This is a genomic window from Flaviflexus equikiangi (assembly GCF_014069875.1).
Lineage (GTDB): Bacteria > Actinomycetota > Actinomycetes > Actinomycetales > Actinomycetaceae > Flaviflexus > Flaviflexus equikiangi.
Map to the genome: position 1 here is coordinate 1,860,200 of NZ_CP059676.1, position 17,635 is coordinate 1,877,834.

At 64.8% G+C, this 17,635-nt stretch carries 16 protein-coding genes and 1 tRNA gene; 1 reads left to right on the top strand and 16 read right to left on the bottom strand.

Translation table 11 applies throughout. From position 1 onward, the window contains the following. Nucleotides 1-17: 17 nt before the first annotated feature. The 12 genes from H2O75_RS08570 to argS all read right to left on the bottom strand — a co-directional run bounded on the left by H2O75_RS08570 (nucleotide 18) and on the right by argS (nucleotide 12,932). Nucleotides 18-425 (bottom strand): Cg1360 family ATP-synthase-associated protein, encoded by a 408-nt coding sequence (locus tag H2O75_RS08570; RefSeq protein ID WP_182170885.1) that lies wholly within the window; start codon nucleotides 423-425, stop codon nucleotides 18-20. After that, nucleotides 422-1,510: an MraY family glycosyltransferase gene (locus H2O75_RS08575; protein WP_182170888.1), complete on the bottom strand. Its 1,089-nt coding sequence runs from the start codon at nucleotides 1,508-1,510 to the stop codon at nucleotides 422-424. The genes H2O75_RS08570 and H2O75_RS08575 overlap by 4 nt, the downstream gene beginning before the upstream one ends. Further along, nucleotides 1,507-2,223, bottom strand: a complete 717-nt coding sequence (locus H2O75_RS08580) for an L-threonylcarbamoyladenylate synthase (RefSeq protein WP_182170891.1) — start codon at nucleotides 2,221-2,223, stop codon at nucleotides 1,507-1,509. The genes H2O75_RS08575 and H2O75_RS08580 overlap by 4 nt, the downstream gene beginning before the upstream one ends. Nucleotides 2,224-2,236: 13 nt before the next feature. Beyond that, a complete protein-coding gene (locus H2O75_RS08585) occupies nucleotides 2,237-3,046 on the bottom strand; it encodes a N5-glutamine methyltransferase family protein (protein WP_182170894.1) in 810 nt (269 codons plus the stop codon). Next, a complete protein-coding gene (gene prfA / locus H2O75_RS08590) occupies nucleotides 3,043-4,137 on the bottom strand; it encodes a peptide chain release factor 1 (protein ID WP_182170897.1) in 1,095 nt (364 codons plus the stop codon). Before prfA ends, H2O75_RS08585 begins: the two co-directional genes overlap by 4 nt. Nucleotides 4,138-4,213: 76 nt before the next feature. Next, nucleotides 4,214-4,423 (bottom strand): 50S ribosomal protein L31, encoded by a 210-nt coding sequence (rpmE, locus tag H2O75_RS08595; RefSeq protein ID WP_182170900.1) that lies wholly within the window; start codon nucleotides 4,421-4,423, stop codon nucleotides 4,214-4,216. A gap of 148 nt (nucleotides 4,424-4,571) precedes the next feature. Continuing rightward, nucleotides 4,572-6,425, bottom strand: a complete 1,854-nt coding sequence (gene rho / locus H2O75_RS08600; RefSeq protein ID WP_259365237.1) for a transcription termination factor Rho — start codon at nucleotides 6,423-6,425, stop codon at nucleotides 4,572-4,574. Between the two features lie 192 nt (nucleotides 6,426-6,617). Beyond that, nucleotides 6,618-7,508, bottom strand: a complete 891-nt coding sequence (gene thrB / locus H2O75_RS08605) for a homoserine kinase (RefSeq protein WP_182170903.1) — start codon at nucleotides 7,506-7,508, stop codon at nucleotides 6,618-6,620. Beyond that, nucleotides 7,508-8,608, bottom strand: a complete 1,101-nt coding sequence (gene thrC / locus H2O75_RS08610) for a threonine synthase (protein ID WP_182170906.1) — start codon at nucleotides 8,606-8,608, stop codon at nucleotides 7,508-7,510. The genes thrB and thrC overlap by 1 nt, the downstream gene beginning before the upstream one ends. Further along, a complete protein-coding gene (locus H2O75_RS08615; RefSeq protein ID WP_182170909.1) occupies nucleotides 8,608-9,882 on the bottom strand; it encodes a homoserine dehydrogenase in 1,275 nt (424 codons plus the stop codon). The genes thrC and H2O75_RS08615 overlap by 1 nt, the downstream gene beginning before the upstream one ends. 32 nt (nucleotides 9,883-9,914) lie before the next feature. Continuing rightward, on the bottom strand, nucleotides 9,915-11,255 hold the full coding sequence (gene lysA / locus H2O75_RS08620) for a diaminopimelate decarboxylase (RefSeq protein ID WP_182170912.1): 1,341 nt from the start codon (nucleotides 11,253-11,255) through the stop codon (nucleotides 9,915-9,917). Then, entirely contained in the window at nucleotides 11,256-12,932 is a 1,677-nt protein-coding gene (argS, locus tag H2O75_RS08625) for an arginine--tRNA ligase (RefSeq protein WP_182170915.1), read from the bottom strand. A 178-nt stretch (nucleotides 12,933-13,110) separates the two neighbouring features. Here argS and H2O75_RS08630 point away from each other — a divergent pair. Further along, nucleotides 13,111-13,186: transfer RNA gene (locus H2O75_RS08630), tRNA-Arg, on the top strand. A gap of 45 nt (nucleotides 13,187-13,231) precedes the next feature. On the opposite strand, the gene H2O75_RS08635 is transcribed toward H2O75_RS08630, so the two are convergent. From H2O75_RS08635 to H2O75_RS08650, 4 genes are all read right to left on the bottom strand, one after another. After that, on the bottom strand, nucleotides 13,232-14,005 hold the full coding sequence (locus tag H2O75_RS08635; RefSeq protein ID WP_182170916.1) for a glycerophosphodiester phosphodiesterase family protein: 774 nt from the start codon (nucleotides 14,003-14,005) through the stop codon (nucleotides 13,232-13,234). 145 nt (nucleotides 14,006-14,150) lie between these two features. Next, entirely contained in the window at nucleotides 14,151-15,053 is a 903-nt protein-coding gene (locus H2O75_RS08640) for a M23 family metallopeptidase (RefSeq protein WP_182170918.1), read from the bottom strand. 120 nt (nucleotides 15,054-15,173) lie between these two features. Next, entirely contained in the window at nucleotides 15,174-16,214 is a 1,041-nt protein-coding gene (locus tag H2O75_RS08645; RefSeq protein WP_182170921.1) for a hemolysin family protein, read from the bottom strand. Next, the gene (locus tag H2O75_RS08650; protein WP_182170924.1) at nucleotides 16,211-17,518 is read right to left on the bottom strand and encodes a hemolysin family protein; all 1,308 of its coding nucleotides are present in this window, start codon (nucleotides 17,516-17,518) and stop codon (nucleotides 16,211-16,213) included. Before H2O75_RS08650 ends, H2O75_RS08645 begins: the two co-directional genes overlap by 4 nt. Between the last annotated feature and the right edge of the window lie 117 nt (nucleotides 17,519-17,635).

The following is a 17,635-nucleotide window of genomic DNA, read 5'->3' on the forward strand; positions in this document are numbered from 1 at the left end:
TGTTCGGGACCTCAGTCCTAGGCGCGCGTTCGCGCTATCGTCACCGTGTCGACGATGAGAGAGACGATGACGGCACTGGCGAAACCTAGTAAAACCGCCGATTTATCGAAAAAAGTGGAGTCGGAGATGGCGACAAAGACGACAAAGAGGACAACCATTTTCAGGAGATAACTACCGAGCATGATCGCCATATCGTTCACCCCTCCCACCTTCTCTGTGACCATCATCACGAGCAGGGTGAGACCCATGGCACCCCCCGCTAAACCGATCCCGAGAAGAACGCCCCAGACGGCCCCGCTGCCAGCGACGATGGCGGCAGCGCCGGCACCGACGACGGCGAGGACGAGGTAGGCGAGGAGGGTCCGTCTCGCGATGCTCGTGAACATCTCGAGGGTCGTCGGAACGTAACCGGGTTCGCGCTTCACGCCGCCACTCCCCTCATCTCGTACCGCGTATATCCGAGGGCGACGACGAGCCCCGCCGCCCCGAGCGCGAGCACCGGGACGGGCTCGAAGACCGCGATTCCGACCGCGACGAAGGTGAGCAGGGCAGACCACACGTAGATGACGATGACGGCGCCCCGGTGAGAGTTGCCCGCACGGAGAAGACGGTGATGGAGGTGGCCCGAGTCCGCCGCGAACGGCGACTGGCCCTTCGACAGTCGCCGGATGACTGCGAAGACGAAGTCGAGGAGCGGGATGCCGAGTATGGCGATGGGCAAGATGATCGGCATGAGGGCAGGAATGCTCTCGGTCGTCGTAATGCCCGGATCGATCTGGCCCGTGACGACGATACCGGCGGCCGCACAGACCAGTCCGAGCATGAGGGCGCCGGAGTCGCCCATGAAGATCGCGGCCGGGTTGAAGTTGTGCGGCAGGAATCCGAGACATATTCCCACGAGGACGGCAACGACGACGCATGCGACGGATGCATAGTCACCGGGGGATGTCTCTCGCGTCAGCATGTACGTGTAGACGAAGTATCCGAGGGCGGCGATGCCGACGACACCCGCCGCGAGACCATCCAGGCCATCGATGAAGTTAATGGCATTCGCGACGATAATGACGATGATGATCGTCAGGAAGAGCGTCAGCCGTGTCGAACCGACAGTCAGTCCGCCGATCGGCAGGGACACGAACTGCACGCCCTGCCACGCCATGACTCCCGCCGCGAGCACTTCACCGGCTAGCTTCGCGTACCAATCGAGATCCCACACGTCATCGATGACGCCGATGAGGCACATGAGTGCGGCGCCCATGAGGATCGCCCAGGCTGGAGAGTCTGCGGCGAATTCTTTCTCGAGGTAGGGAATCTGGCTTGCCACCGCGAAAGACACGGCGAGTCCGATGAGCATGGCGACACCGCCGAGCCGAGGAATAGGGACCGTGTGGACGTCTCGATCACGTACCTGTGTGATCGCTCCCGTCGCCAGTGCGAGTCGACGGACAACCGGCACCATGAGGTAGGTGACGGCCGCCGCGATCAGCATGACGAGGAGATAGACTCTCACGCTTGGTCCGGATCCTTCGCGCCGGCTTCGAGCGTCGATCCGCCGGCGGCGGGCAGCTCTGCCTGCTCGACAGCCTCCGCTTCTTCGACGGCCTCGAGCTCGATGAGGGCGGCGATTCTCTCCCGCTCGATGGCGCCCTGCCGGACAATACGGTACGGCTCTGACGTGAGATCGACGATCGTCGAGGCGACTCCCCCGCCGGCTCTTCCGCCGTCGAGATAGAGGCCGATGCTGTCGCCGAGCATGTCGCTCGCCTCCCCGACTGTCATCGCCGCCGGCATGCCCGTCTTGTTGGCCGACGAGACCGCGAGCGGACCGGTGCGCTGGAGAAGGTTGAGGGCGGGCTCCGAGTCCGGCATGCGCAATGCCACGGTCCCTGCCGTCTCGCCCAAGTCCCAGGACAGAGATGGCTGAGCAGTGACGATGATGGTCAGAGCTCCCGGCCAGAAGGCGTCGATGAGGGTTCTGGCCGCCTCGGGCAGGTTGTCTGCCAGCGCGTCCGCTGTCTCCTTCGTGCCGACGAGGACCGGTGGCGGCATCTGTCGGCCCCGCCCTTTCGCCGCGAGAAGATTGGCAACGGCGGCCGGGTTGAACGCGTCAGCGCCGACCCCATAGACGGTGTCCGTTGGGAGGACGATGAGTTTCCCGTTGGAGATGGCGACCGATGCCGCGTCCAGAGCCCCACTGTCGGTTGTGCAGTCTCGAATATCCACGGATCCTAGCTTCTCACATCGCGTGCAGAAACCGGGGTCTCCCGGCCAGGTCCACGCCTGTTCGTGCGGTCATGCCCAATGACTGCGCACGTTCAACCAGCGCCGGGCCCTGATGCTCGTCGTGTTCCATGATGAGGACGCCGCCCGGCTTCAGCAGAACTGCTGCGCGGTCGACGAGCGCGAACGGGATCTCGAGTCCGTCGTCTCCCCCGCCCCAGAGGGCGATCTGCGGGTCGACCATCGCTTCCGCGGTGACGGTGGACGGCGGCACGTAGGGCGGGTTGCTGACGACCACGTCGACACGGCCGAGGAGATCATCGCAGGCCGTGCGAGCATCACCATGCCTCACCTCGACGCCGTAGGGCTCCGCGTTGCGGCGTGCCGACACGATCGCACGATCGTCGAGCTCGACAGCGACCACGCGGGCACCGGGGACCTCGTCCGCAACTGCCATGGCAATAGCGCCGGATCCGGTGCAGAGATCCACGACGAGGGGGTTCGGTCCCATGCGCAGGGCCGCCTCGATCGCCTCGCCCGCAACGATCTCGGTCTCGGGGCGGACGATGAACACGCCGGGCTCGGCTGGGAGCTCGAGGTTGCGGAAGTACATGACTCCAGTCAGGTGCTGCAGCGGAATACGCCGTGCCCGACGGAAGACGAGAGAACGATAGGCCTCGGCCTGCTCAGCCGTCGGAGTCGGCGCGAGGGCGAGATGTGTTCCCGCCACATGCTCCGCGAGCAGTCGCGCGTCGACCACAGGGGTTTCGATACCGGCGGAGCCGAGGACAGTGCCTGCCCACCCCTGGAGTTCCCGCCAGGTCACTCCCCCGCGCGCTCCATGCGCTCCCGCTCATCGAGCTCGCGTGCGGAGTCGATGACGGGACCCAGTTCGCCCCCGAGCACTGTCTCGAGGTTGTAGGCCTTGTAGCCGGTCCTGTGGTCGGAGATACGGTTCTCCGGATAGTTGTAGGTGCGGATGCGCTCCGAACGGTCGACGGTCCGAACCTGGCTGCGTCGATGTGCGGCCTCCTCAGCGGCGGCCTCCTCCTGCTTGGCGGCAAGAAGTCGCGCGCGCAGCACTCGCATCGCCGCATCCCTGTTCTTGTGCTGGGACTTCTCGTCCTGCATGGAGACGACGATGCCGGTGGGCACGTGGGTGATGCGGACGGCGGAGTCGGTCGTGTTGACGGACTGTCCGCCCGGCCCGGACGATCGGTAGACGTCGATGCGGAGATCGTTGGGGTCGAGTTCGACCTCGCCCGGATCGTCCACTTCGGGGAACACGAGCACACCGGCTGCGGAGGTGTGGATCCTGCCCTGGGATTCGGTCACGGGCACGCGCTGAACGCGGTGCACGCCCGCCTCATACTTGAGGTGTGCCCACACACCATCGGCGGGGTCTTCGGGCGGGTGGGGGCTCTTGATCGCCAGCTGGACCACCTTGTAGCCGCCAAGATCTGATTCGTTGGCGGACAGCATCTGAGTCTGCCAGCCCTTGTTCTCCGCGAATCGCTGGTACATGCGGAGCAGATCGCCCGCGAAGAGTGCGGACTCGTCACCGCCCTCCCCTGCCTTCACCTCGAGGATGACGTCGCGCGAGTCATCGGGGTCGCGCGGGATCAGCACATTCTTCAGCTCCTCGGAAAGCTCCGCGAAGCGCTTCTCGAGGCCGGGGAGCTCATCCGCGAACAGGGCCCCGTCTTCACCGCCGAGATCGACGATCTCTTTCGCCTCGGACAGATCGTCACGCGCCTCGACCCATGCGAGATAGACGCGGACGACGCGGCCGAGCTCGGAGTAGCGCCGCCCCAGAGCACGAAGCTTATCGGGGCTCGACAGCACCTCCGGGGTGCCCATCTGCTCTTCGATCTGGTGGAATTCGGCGAGCATCTGCTCGGGAACTGTCTGACTCATGTGGATCCTAACCTGGGCTTCTTCTCAAGAATACGGAAAGCGCCGGCGAGATACTCGCCGGCGCTTCATCGCAAAGCTACTTCCGCTTGCCGTAGCGTGCCTCGAAGCGTGCAACACGGCCACCGGTGTCCAGAATCTTCTGCTTGCCGGTGTAGAACGGGTGGCATGCCGAGCAGACGTCGGCACGAACTTCGCCGGACTTCACGGTCGAGCGGGTGGTGAACTTATTGCCACAGGTACAGGTGACCTCGGTGACAAAGTATTCAGGGTGAATTCCCTGCTTCATGAGTTTTCTCCTTGGATCGTTGCCGCCCCGGGTCCAGCCCGAACCAGCGGCGTAGGGCCGCTGATCGCGTGATAGGCCGGTGAACCGAAAGCCGTCAGGTAATTATCGGTGTGAGATGGCCCGCCCCGCAAGGGGCGGGCCTGTGAGACTACTCTCCGGCGTTCTGCATCGACTTGGCGATCGTCATGAGGAACTCCCCATTCGATTCGCTCTTGCGAAGCCTGCCGAGCATGAAGTCAGATGCTTCCCCGACCTCGAGGGTGCCCAGAGCGCGGCGCAGCTGCCACACGATCTTGAGCTCTTCGGGGCTGAAGAGGAGCTCTTCGCGGCGCGTTCCGGACGCGTTGATGTCGACCGCGGGGAAGATGCGGCGATCGGCGAGCTGGCGGGACAGACGCAGCTCCATGTTGCCGGTGCCCTTGAACTCTTCGAAGATCACCTCGTCCATCTTCGAACCCGTCTCGACGAGAGCAGACGCGAGGATCGTCAAGGATCCGCCGTTCTCGACATTGCGGGCGGCACCGAAGAAACGCTTGGGCGGGTAGAGCGCACCAGCATCGACACCGCCGGACAGGATACGTCCAGAGGCGGGAGCCGCGAGGTTGTAGGCGCGGCTGAGGCGCGTGATCGAATCGAGCAGCACGACAACGTCCTGGCCGAGCTCGACGAGGCGCTTCGCGCGCTCGATGGCGAGTTCCGCAACGACCGTGTGCTCGGAGGCGGGACGGTCGAAGGTGGAGGCGATGACCTCACCCTTGACCATGCGCTGCATGTCCGTCACTTCTTCCGGACGTTCATCGACCAGGACCACCATGAGGTGCACGTCGGGGTTGTTGACGGCGATCGCGTTGGCGATCTGCTGCATGATCATCGTCTTGCCCGCCTTGGGCGGGGACACGATGAGGCCGCGCTGGCCCTTGCCGATGGGGGCGACAAGGTCGATCACTCGGGGAGTGATGGCCTTCGGCGACGTCTCCATCCGAAGCATCTCGTTCGGGTAGAGCGGCGTCAGCTTGCCGAACTCGGGGCGCTGGGCCAGGTCTTCGAGCGACAGTCCGTTGACGGAATCGATCTGCACGAGCGGGTTGAACTTGTGGCGCTGACGCGAGTTGCCCCGGCCCTGCCCCTGGCCGGATGAGTCTCCGAGATCACGGACGGCTCCCACAATCGCATCGCCGCGGCGAAGCTTGTTGCGCTTGATCAATGCCTGCGACACGTAGGCGTCATTCGAGCCCGCGAGGTAACCCGCGGTGCGCAGGTAGGCATTGTTGCCGTCGATGTCGAGGATGCCGGCAACCTTGAGCAGGACATCGCCGTCGCGCACCTGGTCGCTGCCGTCCGAGTCCGAGTCGTTGTTGCGCTGCTGGTTGCGGCTGCCGCGATCGTTACGGTCGTTCCGGTCGTTGCGATCACTACGGTCGTTGCGACGGTTGGGGCGTTCGCGACGGCGATCGTTGCGCCTGCGGCGACCATCGCCCTCGTCCTCCCCGTCACGGTCGCTGTTCTCGGTGCGATCGTCCTGGTCGCTGCGGGCCTGACGGTCGTTGTCGCCGCGGCGGGGACGCTCACGGCGATGCGATTCCTCGGCCTTGCGGGAGGCGGCTTCACCGAGAGCTTCGAGTGCGGCCAGCTTCTCGTCGGGCAGCTCTTTCTCCTCGGCGGGCTCTTCAGCCTTCGCGGGGATCGGCAGATCGAGTGCGGGAAGCTTCGACTGGCGCGTCGTTTCGCGGCGCCGGCCCGATTGCTGCTGGGCGGGCGCGTCCTGCTTCGCGGGAGCAGCCTCCCGAGCCTCAGGCTCCTCGGCAGTGTCGCGAGACTCCGGCTTTTCGGTGTTGTCGCGAGCCGGGGCGTCCGACGACCGGGAGTTACGAATGGCTGAAATGTAGTCGTTACGACGGGCCTTGGCGTCGAGTGCGAGGCCCATGTCGGAAGCAAGCTCTTGAAGCTCGCTTAGTCGCATTGCAGAGAGTGCCTTGCGAGGAGCGGAGGAGTTTTCGCTCACTAGGTTCCTTCCTCAATTCCCGCAAAAGAAGCGGGCGGAATGTTTGGTTGACCAGCGCTGACAGGGAGAGAAAAAAGTGATCTGTTGCCCAAGCTGAAGCGCTTCGAGTTACACCGTGCAACGGCAAAGCCAAGGTGCACTTAAAACTGGTGATGCCGATAGCGTACCAGGTAAGCCGCCAATGTGGCATGTTCAGTCGATAATGTGGGCGCCGCGACCGATTCCGGGGGTTGTGACCGCGAAGCCGCGCGATTCGAGGATGCGACAGGTTTGGGGATCCAGCTCGTCCAAGACGAGGATCGCCGGGCCCGCCCCTGAGACGACCGCCGGCCATCCCGCCGATCGGAGGGCGTCCAAAACCTCCGCCGTTGCCGGCATCGCACTCGACCGGTATTCCTGGTGGAGGCGATCGCGTGTCGCCTCGTGCAACAGGTCGAGATCCTTGGCGAGGGCATGGACGAGCAGTGCCGTCCGTGCAGCGTTGAAGGCGGCATCGACGTGCGGAACGGATACCGGCAACGCGGCGCGCGCCGTCGACGTTGCCAGGATCTCGTGCGGCACGAGCAGTGTCGTCCGGAGATCCTTATGGAGGTCAAGACTGGCGGCATGTGCTTGACCGGACTCCGCCCAGGACACGACCGCTCCCCCGTATACTGCAGGGGCGGCGTTGTCTGGATGGCCCTCGAACTCGGTTGCCAGGGTCAGGACTTCTGCCTTGCCGAAGACATCGGGACGCCCGGCGAAGCCCGCGGCGAGAGTGAGGCCTGCGACGACGGCGGCGGCCGATGATCCCAGGCCGCGGGACTGCGAGATGCTGTTCCGGCACGTCATCTTGACGCCGGCCTGCGGCATGCCGACGAACTCGAAGCCGCGCTGCATGGCGCGCACGATGAGATGGGAATCGTCCGTCGGCAGCTCACCCTGACCTTCACCGAGAATCTCGACGGTGGACGGGCCCGCGATAAGAGTCGCCTCGACTTCGTCGTAGATGCCGTGGGCCAGGCCCAGGCTGTCGAAGCCTGGGCCGAGGTTGCCGGACGTTGCGGGTACGCGGACGCGAAGCGTTTCGACAACCTGGCGCATTACAGGCCCAACACTTTCACGGCAGCGTCCAGGGAAGGCTCGATCACGGCGGGATCGATGTCGCGTCCGGCAAGAGCGGTCGCGGTGTCCTTGAGTCCGTTGCCGGTCACCGTGCACACGATCGTCGCACCCTCCGGCACTCCCCCGGCGGCACCCGTCTTGATGAGACCTGCCACGGAGGCGGCGGAGGCGGGCTCGACGAAGACTCCCACCTCGGCGGCGAGAATAGCCTGCGCTTCGAGGATCTCCTCATCGGTGACGCGGTCGATCAGGCCGCCGGACGAGTCACGTGCCTCTTCCGCATACTTCCAGGAGGCAGGATTGCCGATCCGGATCGCGGTGGCGACGGTCTCAGGGTCCGGAACGGGGCGGCCGAGGACGAGGGGCGCTGCGCCCCATGCCTGGAATCCCCACATCTGCGGTACCCGGTCCGTCACGGCTGGCATATGCAAGGCCGCATCGTCGAACGACGCGAGTGTCGTACGGCCAGCATATTCGCTGTATCCCATCCAGTACGCCGTGATGTTGCCGGCATTGCCGACCGGCAGGACATGGATGTCTGGTGCTGTTCCGAGCGCGTCGACGATCTCGAACGCGGCCGTCTTCTGGCCCTGGAGACGGTAGGGGTTGACGGAGTTGACGAGCGCAACGGGGTACATGTCGGTCAGCTCGCGCGTCAGACGCAGGCAGTCGTCGAAGTTCCCGTCGACGGCGACGAGCTGGGCGCCGTGGACGATCGCTTGCGCTAGCTTGCCCGCGGCGATCTTCCCGGCAGGCAGGATCACAGCACATCCGAGCCCAGCCGCGACGGCATAGGCCGCGGCGGATGCGGAGGTGTTGCCGGTCGAGGCGCACGCAATGATCTCCATGCCTTCGCCCTTGACCTTCGATACCGCGGTTGTCATCCCGCGGTCCTTGAACGATCCTGTCGGGTTCATGCCCTCGACTTTGACGTGAACGTTCGCGCCGACCCTGTCGGATAGCTTCGGGGCGGCGACGAGGGGCGTCCCTCCCTCATAGAGCGTGACGACGGGATCGCTGTCGTCAAAGGGAAGCCTGTCGCGGTACTCCGCGATGAGTCCCTGCCACTGGTGTGCCATCAGTTACCCTCAACCCTCATGACGTGCAGAACGTCCACGACGTAATCTGCGGATGTGATGTCCTCGAGTGCCGCATTGACATCGGCGGTACGCGCCGCATGTGTCGTCACCGTCAAGCGGGCACTGTTGTTGTCTTCCCTGATCTGGCTCATGGCGGCGATCGAGACCCCGCGCTCCGCGAGCGCACCCGCGAGGCGCGTGAGCACACCCGTGCGGTCTTCGATGGAGAAGTCGATCCGGTAGGACGAGATTGATTCCTCGGGAGCGAGGATCGGCAGGTCCGCGTAGGTGAGCTCGCGCGGCGCACGGCCCCCGTACACGCGGTGGGACGCGCCTGCGACCACGTCGGAGAGGACGGCCGATGCTGTGGGGGCTCCGCCTGCGCCTCGACCGTAGAACATGAGACGCCCGGCTCCCGCCGCCTCGATGACGACCGAGTTGAAGGAGCCCCGTACGGAGGCGAGAGGGTGGTCGCGGGGAACCAGTGTCGGTTCGACAGAGAGCTCGATACCGGCCTCTTGGCGGCGCGCTATGGCGAGGAGCTTGATCGCGTACCCGTCCTTCGCTGCGGCCGCGATGTCGTCGGAGGTGATGGCGCGGATGCCGGTCATGGGGACATCGTCGATCGATACTCGGGTGTGGAATGCGAGAGACGCGAGGATGGCGATCTTCGCGGCGGCGTCGTGGCCGTCGACGTCGGCGGTCGGGTCTGCTTCGGCGAAGCCCAGCTCCTGAGCTTTCGCAAGCGCCTCATCGAATGACAGTCCTGCCGTTTCCATCTCGTCGAGGATGAAGTTCGTCGTGCCGTTGACGATGCCGAGGACGCTCTCGACCCTGTCGCCCGCCAGGGATTCGCGCAGGCCGTACACGACGGGTACGGCGCCCGCGACGGCCGCCTCATAGTAGACGTCGACGTTGGCCTGCGCCGCCGCCTCGTAGATCTCGGGGCCGTGTGCGGCAAGGAGAGCCTTGTTGCCGGTGACGACGGTCGACCCGCCGGCGATGGCATGGAGGACGTATGTGCGGGCTGGCTCGATCCCGCCGATCAGTTCGATCACGATGTCTGCACCGTTCATGAGCCCATCGATGTCGTCCGTCAGGAGCGCGCGATCGATTGCGGGGTCACGGGGTGCCGCGAGGTCGCGGACTCCGATGCCGATGAGTTCGAGCGTGTCACCGGCACGCTGGGCAAAGTCCTTGCCCTGCTCTTGAAGCATGGTCGCGACGGCGGTGCCGACTGTCCCACATCCGAGCAGGGCGATCTTGACTGACATAGTTCCTCCAGTAGTGGCGTGGTCGCCGGAGCTTACAGGTCCGGGAAGAGTCCGAGGACATCCTCCCAGGTTTCTGGTTTCACGAGCCAGGCTGTCCCCGTGTCGGACACGGCGAGTACGCCGGGCCTGCGAACCATGTTGTAGTTCGATGCCATCGACCGGCCGTAGGCGCCGGTTGCGGCGACCAGGATGAGGTCTCCCCGTGTGACGTCGGCTGGCAGCGCGACATCTTTGACGACGATGTCTCCGGACTCGCAGTGCATGCCGACCACGCGGGTCGGTACGAGCTCTGCCTCCGAGTCCCTCCCGAGGAGGGCCGTATAGTCTGCACCGTAGAGGGCGGGACGGACGTTGTCGCTCATTCCGCCGTCAACCGACACGTACCTGCGCACTCCATCGTCCGTCATGACGTCCTTCGTCGCGCCGACGCGGTAGAGCGTCATGCCCGCAGGTCCCGAAATAGACCTGCCGGGTTCGATCGACAGCCTGGGCGCCGGAATCCCCGCCTCCTGGCAGGAGGCTTCGATGGCGGAGCGGATGCCGGCGATCATGTCCTTCTCGCTGAGAGGCTTCGGATCGAGGCCCGTGTACTGGATGCCGTACCCGCCGCCGAGATCGACCTCGGGAACGGAGATGCCCCGGGACGATAGTTCCCCGGCGAACTCCATGACGGCGCGGGCGGCCGCGGCGAAGCCCTCCGCGTCGAGGATCTGGCTGCCGATGTGTGAGTGCAGGCCGAGAAACTCCAGGTGGGGGCTCGCGGTGATCGCCGCGACGACGTCCATGGCCGCTCCCGTTGCGAGAGACAGTCCGAACTTCTGGTCCTCGTGGGCGGTCGCGATGAACTCATGTCCTCCGGCATGGACGCCGGTTGTCACCCGCACGAAGCAGGGAGCGACAGTTCCGAGCTCGGCCGCGAGAGCCGCGATCTGGTCGACTTCACCGGGTGAGTCGACAACGATCCTGCCGATTCCGGCCTCGAGTGCGAGGCGCAGAGTCGCGTCAGACTTCGAGTTCCCGTGCAGGCCGATCCGGTTTCCCGGAACCCCTCCCGCCAGGGCGATGCGAAGCTCCCCCTCTGAGGCTGTATCGATGCAGAGACCAGCCTCGAGCATCCAGGACGCGACGGCGGGGGTGAGGAAAGACTTGCCTGCGTAGTAGACATCGCCGTCTCCCATCGCATCCACCCAGGCGCGCGCACGGGCCTTCATGTCCTCCTCGTCCACGAGATAGACGGGGGTGCCGGCGTCCGCGAGATCGCTCAGCGCGTGGCCTGCCAGAACAAGTTCGCCCTTGTCGCGGCGGAGGTTCGCCGACCATGGCCCGGATCCGGGTTCGGGAGCGGGAACGTGTGCGAGCTGTGCGAAAGCCATCTACATCTTCTCCGGGGCAGAGACGCCGAGCAGGTTCAGACCGTTGGCAAGGACCTGTGTCGTGGCATCGTTGAGCCAGAGGCGGGCCTGGTGGCCCTCGGTCACATCGTCGCCGATGCGGGGGGTGACACGCGTCTGGCCGTACCACGTGTGGTAGGCGGCCGCGAGCTCTTCGAGGTAGCGTGCGACGCGGTGCGGCTCCCTCAGCTCGGCGGCCTGGGCGACGACCTCGGGGAACTGGGCGAGAATGCCGAGCAGGGATGAGTCGGCGCGGTGATCGAGGGCTGCCGGGTTGAAACCATCCCGTGTCACGCCGTGCTCAGCGGCGTTGTTGGCCACCGAACGCGTACGAGCATGCGCATACTGCACGTAGTAGACCGGGTTCTCGTTCGTGTGCGACGCGAGAAGATCCAGGTCCAGTTCGAGAGTTGTATCGACGGAGGAGCGGACGAGCGAGTAGCGGGCAGCATCGACGCCGACAGCGTCGACGAGGTCTTCGAGAGTGATGATGTTGCCTGCCCTCTTCGACATCTTGACCGGCTCACCGTCACGCACGAGGTTGACCATCTGGCCGATGAGGATCTCCATGTTCTCGCGCTTGCCGGCCGTGTCGCCGAAGGCGCGTGCCATGGCATACATGCGGCCGATGTAGCCATGATGATCCGCTCCCAGCATGATGATGACGTGATCGGCTCCGCGCTCGCGCTTATTGAGGTAGTACGCGATGTCGCCCGCGAAGTAGGCGGCGTCCCCGTCGGACTTGAAGATCACCCTGTCCTTGTCGTCGCCGAAATCTGTCGTACGCAGCCAGGTCGCCCCGTCCTGCTCGAAGACGTGACCGCGTTCGCGCAAGATATCGACCGACCGCGTGACGGCACCGGAGCCGTGCAGCTCGTCTTCGTGGAAATAGACATCGAACTCGACACCGAAATCTGCCAGCGCCTGCTTGATCTCCCCGAACATGATCTCCACGCCGCGAGCGCGGAACACTTCCTGCGCTTCGCTATCGGGCAGGGACAGCGGATCCGGTTCTCCGGCCGCCTTGCAGTCCGCCATCACCTTTTCGGCGACGTCGGTGATGTAGGCGCCGCCGTAGCCGTTCTCGGGTGCGGGTTCGCCTTTCGCACGGGCGAGAAGCGATTCGGAGAATCGGTCGATCTGGGCACCAGCATCGTTGAAGTAGTACTCGCGGGTGACTGTCGATCCTGCGGCCTCGAGGAGACGCGCCAGGGAGTCTCCTACGGCGGCCCATCGGACGCCCCCGAGGTGAATCGGGCCCGTGGGGTTGGCGGACACGAACTCCAGGTTGACCGTTCCTGCTTCCGTCTTGCTGCGACCATAGGATGCTCCGGCGGCAAGGATGGTCCGTGCGAGTTCGCCGGCCGCACCTGCCGCCAGCTTGATGTTGACGAAGCCGGGGCCGGCAACAGTCGCGTTCTCGATGCCGTCTTTCTCAGCGAGCCGCTCCGCGAGGATTGCGCCGAGATCGCGGGGGTTGGCACCGGCCTTCTTCGCGAGCTGCATGGCAACGTTCGTCGCCCAATCGCCGTGGTCACGGTTTCGCGGCCGCTCCACTTTCACTGTCGGAAGGTCGTCGACGGACAGTGCAACAGCACCGTCGGACACTGCTTCTGCGAGGACGGAATCAATGAGCGCGCCAAGTTCTTCTGGAGTCATGACAGTAGTCTAGCGATCCGGCGGCGAAGCGTTCGCTTTCACCCTCACATTGTGGGACAGGACGCCCCGGTATCGGCGCTGTGCACCGTTGCGCCCCCTCGAAGATCGAGGATGCTTTGAGGCTCACAGCCCGCCGATTGTCTCGTTGCCGCCCAACCCTGCTAAAGTTACCTATTGCGCCCCGGTAGCTCAGGGGATAGAGCGTCTGCCTCCGGAGCAGAAGGTCGTAGGTTCGAATCCTATCCGGGGCACCAGCCCCATGTAGGCCCGACTCATGTCGGGCCTACAGCGCATTCTGATCAAGCTCGCGTTGCACCGATGACTTCACGCGCGAGGGTCGGCCTGTCCGTGACGAGCCCGTCGACTCCCATGCCGATCAGCCTCTCCATATCCATCGCCTCGTTGATCGTCCACACGTGGACGGCGATGCCGCGGCGGTGGAGCATGTCGATGAGTGTGTCGTCGAGGATGCGGCGGCCGCGGAACCTCTCCGGCATCTGCACGCAGACCGCACCGTCCTCCGGTCCGGGAAAGAAGTCGAGGAGACGGTCGCGGCAGGGCCCGGGTATCCGCGATGTGAGGACGTATTGGGCGATCGCGGATGTTCCCATGCTCGTGGCGACGCCGGGGACGGCGCGGCGGACACGGCGAAGCCGGGCCTCCGAGAAGGAGGCGAGGAGTATCCTGTCCCGATACTCCGAGGCCGTGAGGAGTTCGATCATCGGCTCGACCGTCGAATCGACCTTGAGGTCAACATTGAAGTCAACCGTCGGGAACATCTCAAGGGCCTCCGTGAGGAGCATGGGCCGCCTGCCGGAACCGTCCCTCAGCGTGGAGACATACTCCCATGTCGCATCGCTGATCGGGCCCGAACCCGTCGTCGTACGGTCCAGGTCCGGGTCGTGCATGAGCACGAGCCGTCCGTCCGCCGTGGCGTGCACGTCGGTCTCGATGTAGGTGAATCCACGATCGACCATCGCGCTGAAGGCCTCGACGGAGTTCTCCGGATATTCGTCGGCTCCGCCCCTGTGCGCGATGACAACAGGCGTCCCCGTTCGTTCCCATGACTTCATCGCACTATCGTCTCACCCGAAGCCGCGAAAACTGTCCGATTTCCCGAAAATGCGACGCTTGCGGGAACGCGGTCGGGGCGGCTGGGCGACGGGGGTCTTGGCCTTCCCTGTCGTGGGACGCGACGCCGGTGATCGGCGGACATGCCTACGAGCAGAGGGTGGATACGTCCTGTGCGCCGAGATCCGCGAGGAACGTCAGCGGGTTCACCGTCGTGCCGCTCTCGTCGGTATGGATCTCGAGGTGAAGGTGGGGGCCGGTCGAATTCCCGTTGTTGCCGATATCGGCGATGTGCTGCCCTGCGGCGACGACATCGCCTTCGCTCACGTGGATACCATCGTCGAACATGTGGACGTACCACGACCAGAAGACTGTGCCGTCGACCTCGTGCTTGATGATGACCAGGTTGTTCGATCGCCCGTCCTTGCCGGCCCCGACGTATTCGACCGTGCCGTCGGCCACGGCATAGATCGGTGTGCCGAGAGCACCCGCGAAGTCGCTGCCGAGGTGCGTGTGGTAGCCGCCGCTGATGGGATTCCACCGGACGCCATACCCGGATGACAGACGATACGTGCCTTCTTTGGCGGGCATGACCACGACATTGTCGGAGGTCTGCATGACAGCGGAGACGAGACCATTAGCCGGCTCTGTCGAGCACACTGCCGGCTCAGCTGCGGTCTCTGCGAGTTCTTGGGCGGTGCGAAGGAGTGCGATGTCGGCAGCTTCATCACTGCTCGCGAAAGAGTCCGGCACGGTTGCGCCGACGACCGGCAGATCGCCCAGCGACGTCGTGACGGGAACGCTCGGCGTCACCGCCGCCGCGGCCTGCCCCGTGCCCGAGATGACGCTGGCGGCCCCGAATCCTGCGACGAGGGAGGATGCGGCCACCATGGTGGCGCGGGCTCGCAGCCGCCTCGCGGAGGCTTTCGAGGACATTCGGCGGTCTCTCCGGGACGGTGCCGCGGGGATGGCGGCGAGGCGCTCGGTCGGCGCGTCGTCAGCGAGCACAGACGTGCTCACCGGCACCTTGACGGCGGAGTGTCTACCCACGGGACCACTTTCACATTGATAACGATGTGTAACAAAAAGATAACGTTACCGTTTGATGATAGCGATTTTCCCGCGGAAGCGCACCCCCGTTCTCGTTACCTAGGTTGCACTTCGCGTGTGTTACGCGTCACGCTGCATGGAGTCGCGGACTTCACCGACGAGCTCTTCGAGAATGTCCTCGAGGAAGAGGACGCCGACGGCGGCGCCCTCACCGTCGCTCACTTCGACGAGGTGGATCCCATCGCGCTTCATGACCGCGAGCGCCGACTCGACCTCATCGCCTCCCGGGACGGACGCCATGGCCCGGATCTTGAAGGCGGGGAGGGGACGGTCGCGGGCCTCTCCGACGGCCCCGATCACGTCCTTCAGGTGCAGGTATCCGACGAAGTCTCCGTGATCATCGGCGACGACGAAACGCGAGAAACCGGTCTTGGCGACGCGCTCCTCGAGCTCCGCAGGGGTGACGCCCAGGGGGACGGTTGCCACATCTTCCCGGGGCACCATGACTTCAGCGACAGTGAGGTCGGAGAACTCGAGGGCCCCGGCGAGGAGGCCGATCTCGTCATCGAGGACGCCGGCACGCTGAGACGTCTCGACGATCGAGGCGACCTCGTCCGCGGTGAAGGCAGACGCAACCTCATCCTTCGGCTCGAAGCCGCTGAGCCGCACAAACTGGTTGGCGATCTTGTTGAGCGTGACGACGATGGGCTTGAAGATCTTCGCGACGATGACGAGAGGCGGAGCAAGGATGAGCGCCGCCTGCTCCGGCACTGTCACCGCGAGATTCTTCGGCACCATCTCGCCGATCACCACGTGCAGGTAGACGACGACGAAGAGGGCGATCGCGAAGGCGACGGCATGGGCCGCGGCAGAGGGCAGGCCCAGCTGCGTGAAGGGACCTGTCAGCAGGTTGGCGATCGCGGGCTCTGCGACGGCACCGAGCGATGTCGAGCAGAGCGTGATGCCGAGCTGGCATGCCGCGAGCATGAGCGTCACGTTCTCGAGTGCCCACAGGACGGTCTTGGCCGACTTCGATCCACCATCAGCCAGTGGTTCGATCCGGGATCTCCGCGCGGACATGATGGCGAATTCGGCGCCGACGAAGAAGGCGTTGCAGGCGAGCAGGATGAGCCCGATGATCAGGGCGACAGAGGTGCTCATTCCGTGCCCTCCGGATCGATGGCACGCGCTCTGACAGAGACAACCCTGCGCCCGTCCAGCTTCTCGACCGTCAGGACCACGTCCTCTCCGACGACTTCGTCGCCCACGGCGGGCAGGCGGCCGAGCTCGGTCATGATGAAACCTGCAAGCGTCTCGAACGGCCCATCATCGGGGACCCGCAGACCAGCCTCCCTGGCAAGTTCGTCGGGGCGCATGTCCCCCGGGATCACCCAGCCGTCGGCCGAGAAGCGCGCCCGCAGGCGGCGCGGATCGTGTTCGTCAGCGACCTCTCCGACCACTTCTTCCACGCAGTCCTCGAGGGTGACGATGCCGGAGGTGCCGCCATACTCATCGAGGACGATGGCGATCTGCCCGCTATCGCGCAGCTGTACGAGCAGCGGTGCGAGGGCCACAGTCTCGGGAACCCTCTCGATGGGTTTCATGATGGAGGAGGAGGTGACCGGGACGTCCCCGCGCCTCTCGTACGGGACGTTGATGGCGCTCCGCAGATTGACGAAACCTCGAATGTCGTCAAGGTCGTCACCCACGACCGGGAAACGGGAGTGGCCGGTCGTGCGGGCGAGGGAGATGACATCGGCCGCGGTCGCAGTGTGGTCGATCCAGTTGACCCGGCCCCTGTCTGTCATGACATCGACGGCAGTGAGCCGGCCGATGCCGATGGAGCGGGTCAACAGGCGCGCTGTTGAGATATCGAGCGTGCCCAGGCTCGCGCTGCGGCGCACCAGGGCGACGAGCTCGGTGGCCGAGCGGGCTCCCGACAGCTCCTCGGCGGGCTCGATGCCGAACTTTCGAATGATCCAGTTGGCCGATGAGTTCAAGCCGACGATGACGGGCTTGAGGAGAGTGGTGAAGATGCCCTGGACGGGTGCGACCACACCGGCTGTCGCGAGCGGTTCTGCCAATGCGAAGTTCTTGGGAACAAGCTCCCCGAACAGCATCGAGAACAGGTTGATGAGGATAAGGGAGATGAGAACGGCCAGGCCGGTTGCCGCCGCCTGCGCCATGCCTGCCGATTGGAGCGGACCCTCCAGAATGTTCGCAAGCGCCTTCTGTGACGTGTAGCCGAGAAGGATCGTCGTCAGCGTGATGCCGACCTGGGCCGATGACAGCTCGAGGGAGAGCTTCTTCAGGCCTTTGAGCGCTGCGATGGCTCGCGTGTCGCCGTCTTGGGCCTTCCGTTCGATCGTGCCCGGGTCGAGGGCGACAAGGGAGAATTCAGCGGCCACGAATATAGCTGTGCCGACGGTGAGAACGACGCCGAACAGGATGAGGAGGATATCCATAGTGATTGCGATGCTACATCGAACGGCGCGAAACAGGGCAGAATGTGGCGGATGTGGGGATGTGGTGTGACGCAATCGTGACTGCTTCTTGACAGACGCCCCGAAACCGATTCCTCG

What these genes read in the sequence shown, in the direction of transcription:
- thrC (WP_182170906.1), bottom strand. Translation starts at nt 8,608, where the DNA reads ATGGCACACCAGTGGCAGGGACTCATCGCGGAGTACCGCGACAGGCTT.
- lysA (WP_182170912.1), bottom strand. Translation starts at nt 11,255, where the DNA reads ATGGCTTTCGCACAGCTCGCACACGTTCCCGCTCCCGAACCCGGATCC.
- argS (WP_182170915.1), bottom strand. Translation starts at nt 12,932, where the DNA reads ATGACTCCAGAAGAACTTGGCGCGCTCATTGATTCCGTCCTCGCAGAA.
- rpmE (WP_182170900.1), bottom strand. Translation starts at nt 4,423, where the DNA reads ATGAAGCAGGGAATTCACCCTGAATACTTTGTCACCGAGGTCACCTGT.
- H2O75_RS08615 (WP_182170909.1), bottom strand. Translation starts at nt 9,882, where the DNA reads ATGTCAGTCAAGATCGCCCTGCTCGGATGTGGGACAGTCGGCACCGCC.
- prfA (WP_182170897.1), bottom strand. Translation starts at nt 4,137, where the DNA reads ATGAGTCAGACAGTTCCCGAGCAGATGCTCGCCGAATTCCACCAGATC.
- H2O75_RS08645 (WP_182170921.1), bottom strand. Translation starts at nt 16,214, where the DNA reads ATGAGCACCTCTGTCGCCCTGATCATCGGGCTCATCCTGCTCGCCTGC.
- thrB (WP_182170903.1), bottom strand. Translation starts at nt 7,508, where the DNA reads ATGCGCCAGGTTGTCGAAACGCTTCGCGTCCGCGTACCCGCAACGTCC.
- H2O75_RS08635 (WP_182170916.1), bottom strand. Translation starts at nt 14,005, where the DNA reads ATGAAGTCATGGGAACGAACGGGGACGCCTGTTGTCATCGCGCACAGG.
- H2O75_RS08650 (WP_182170924.1), bottom strand. Translation starts at nt 17,518, where the DNA reads ATGGATATCCTCCTCATCCTGTTCGGCGTCGTTCTCACCGTCGGCACA.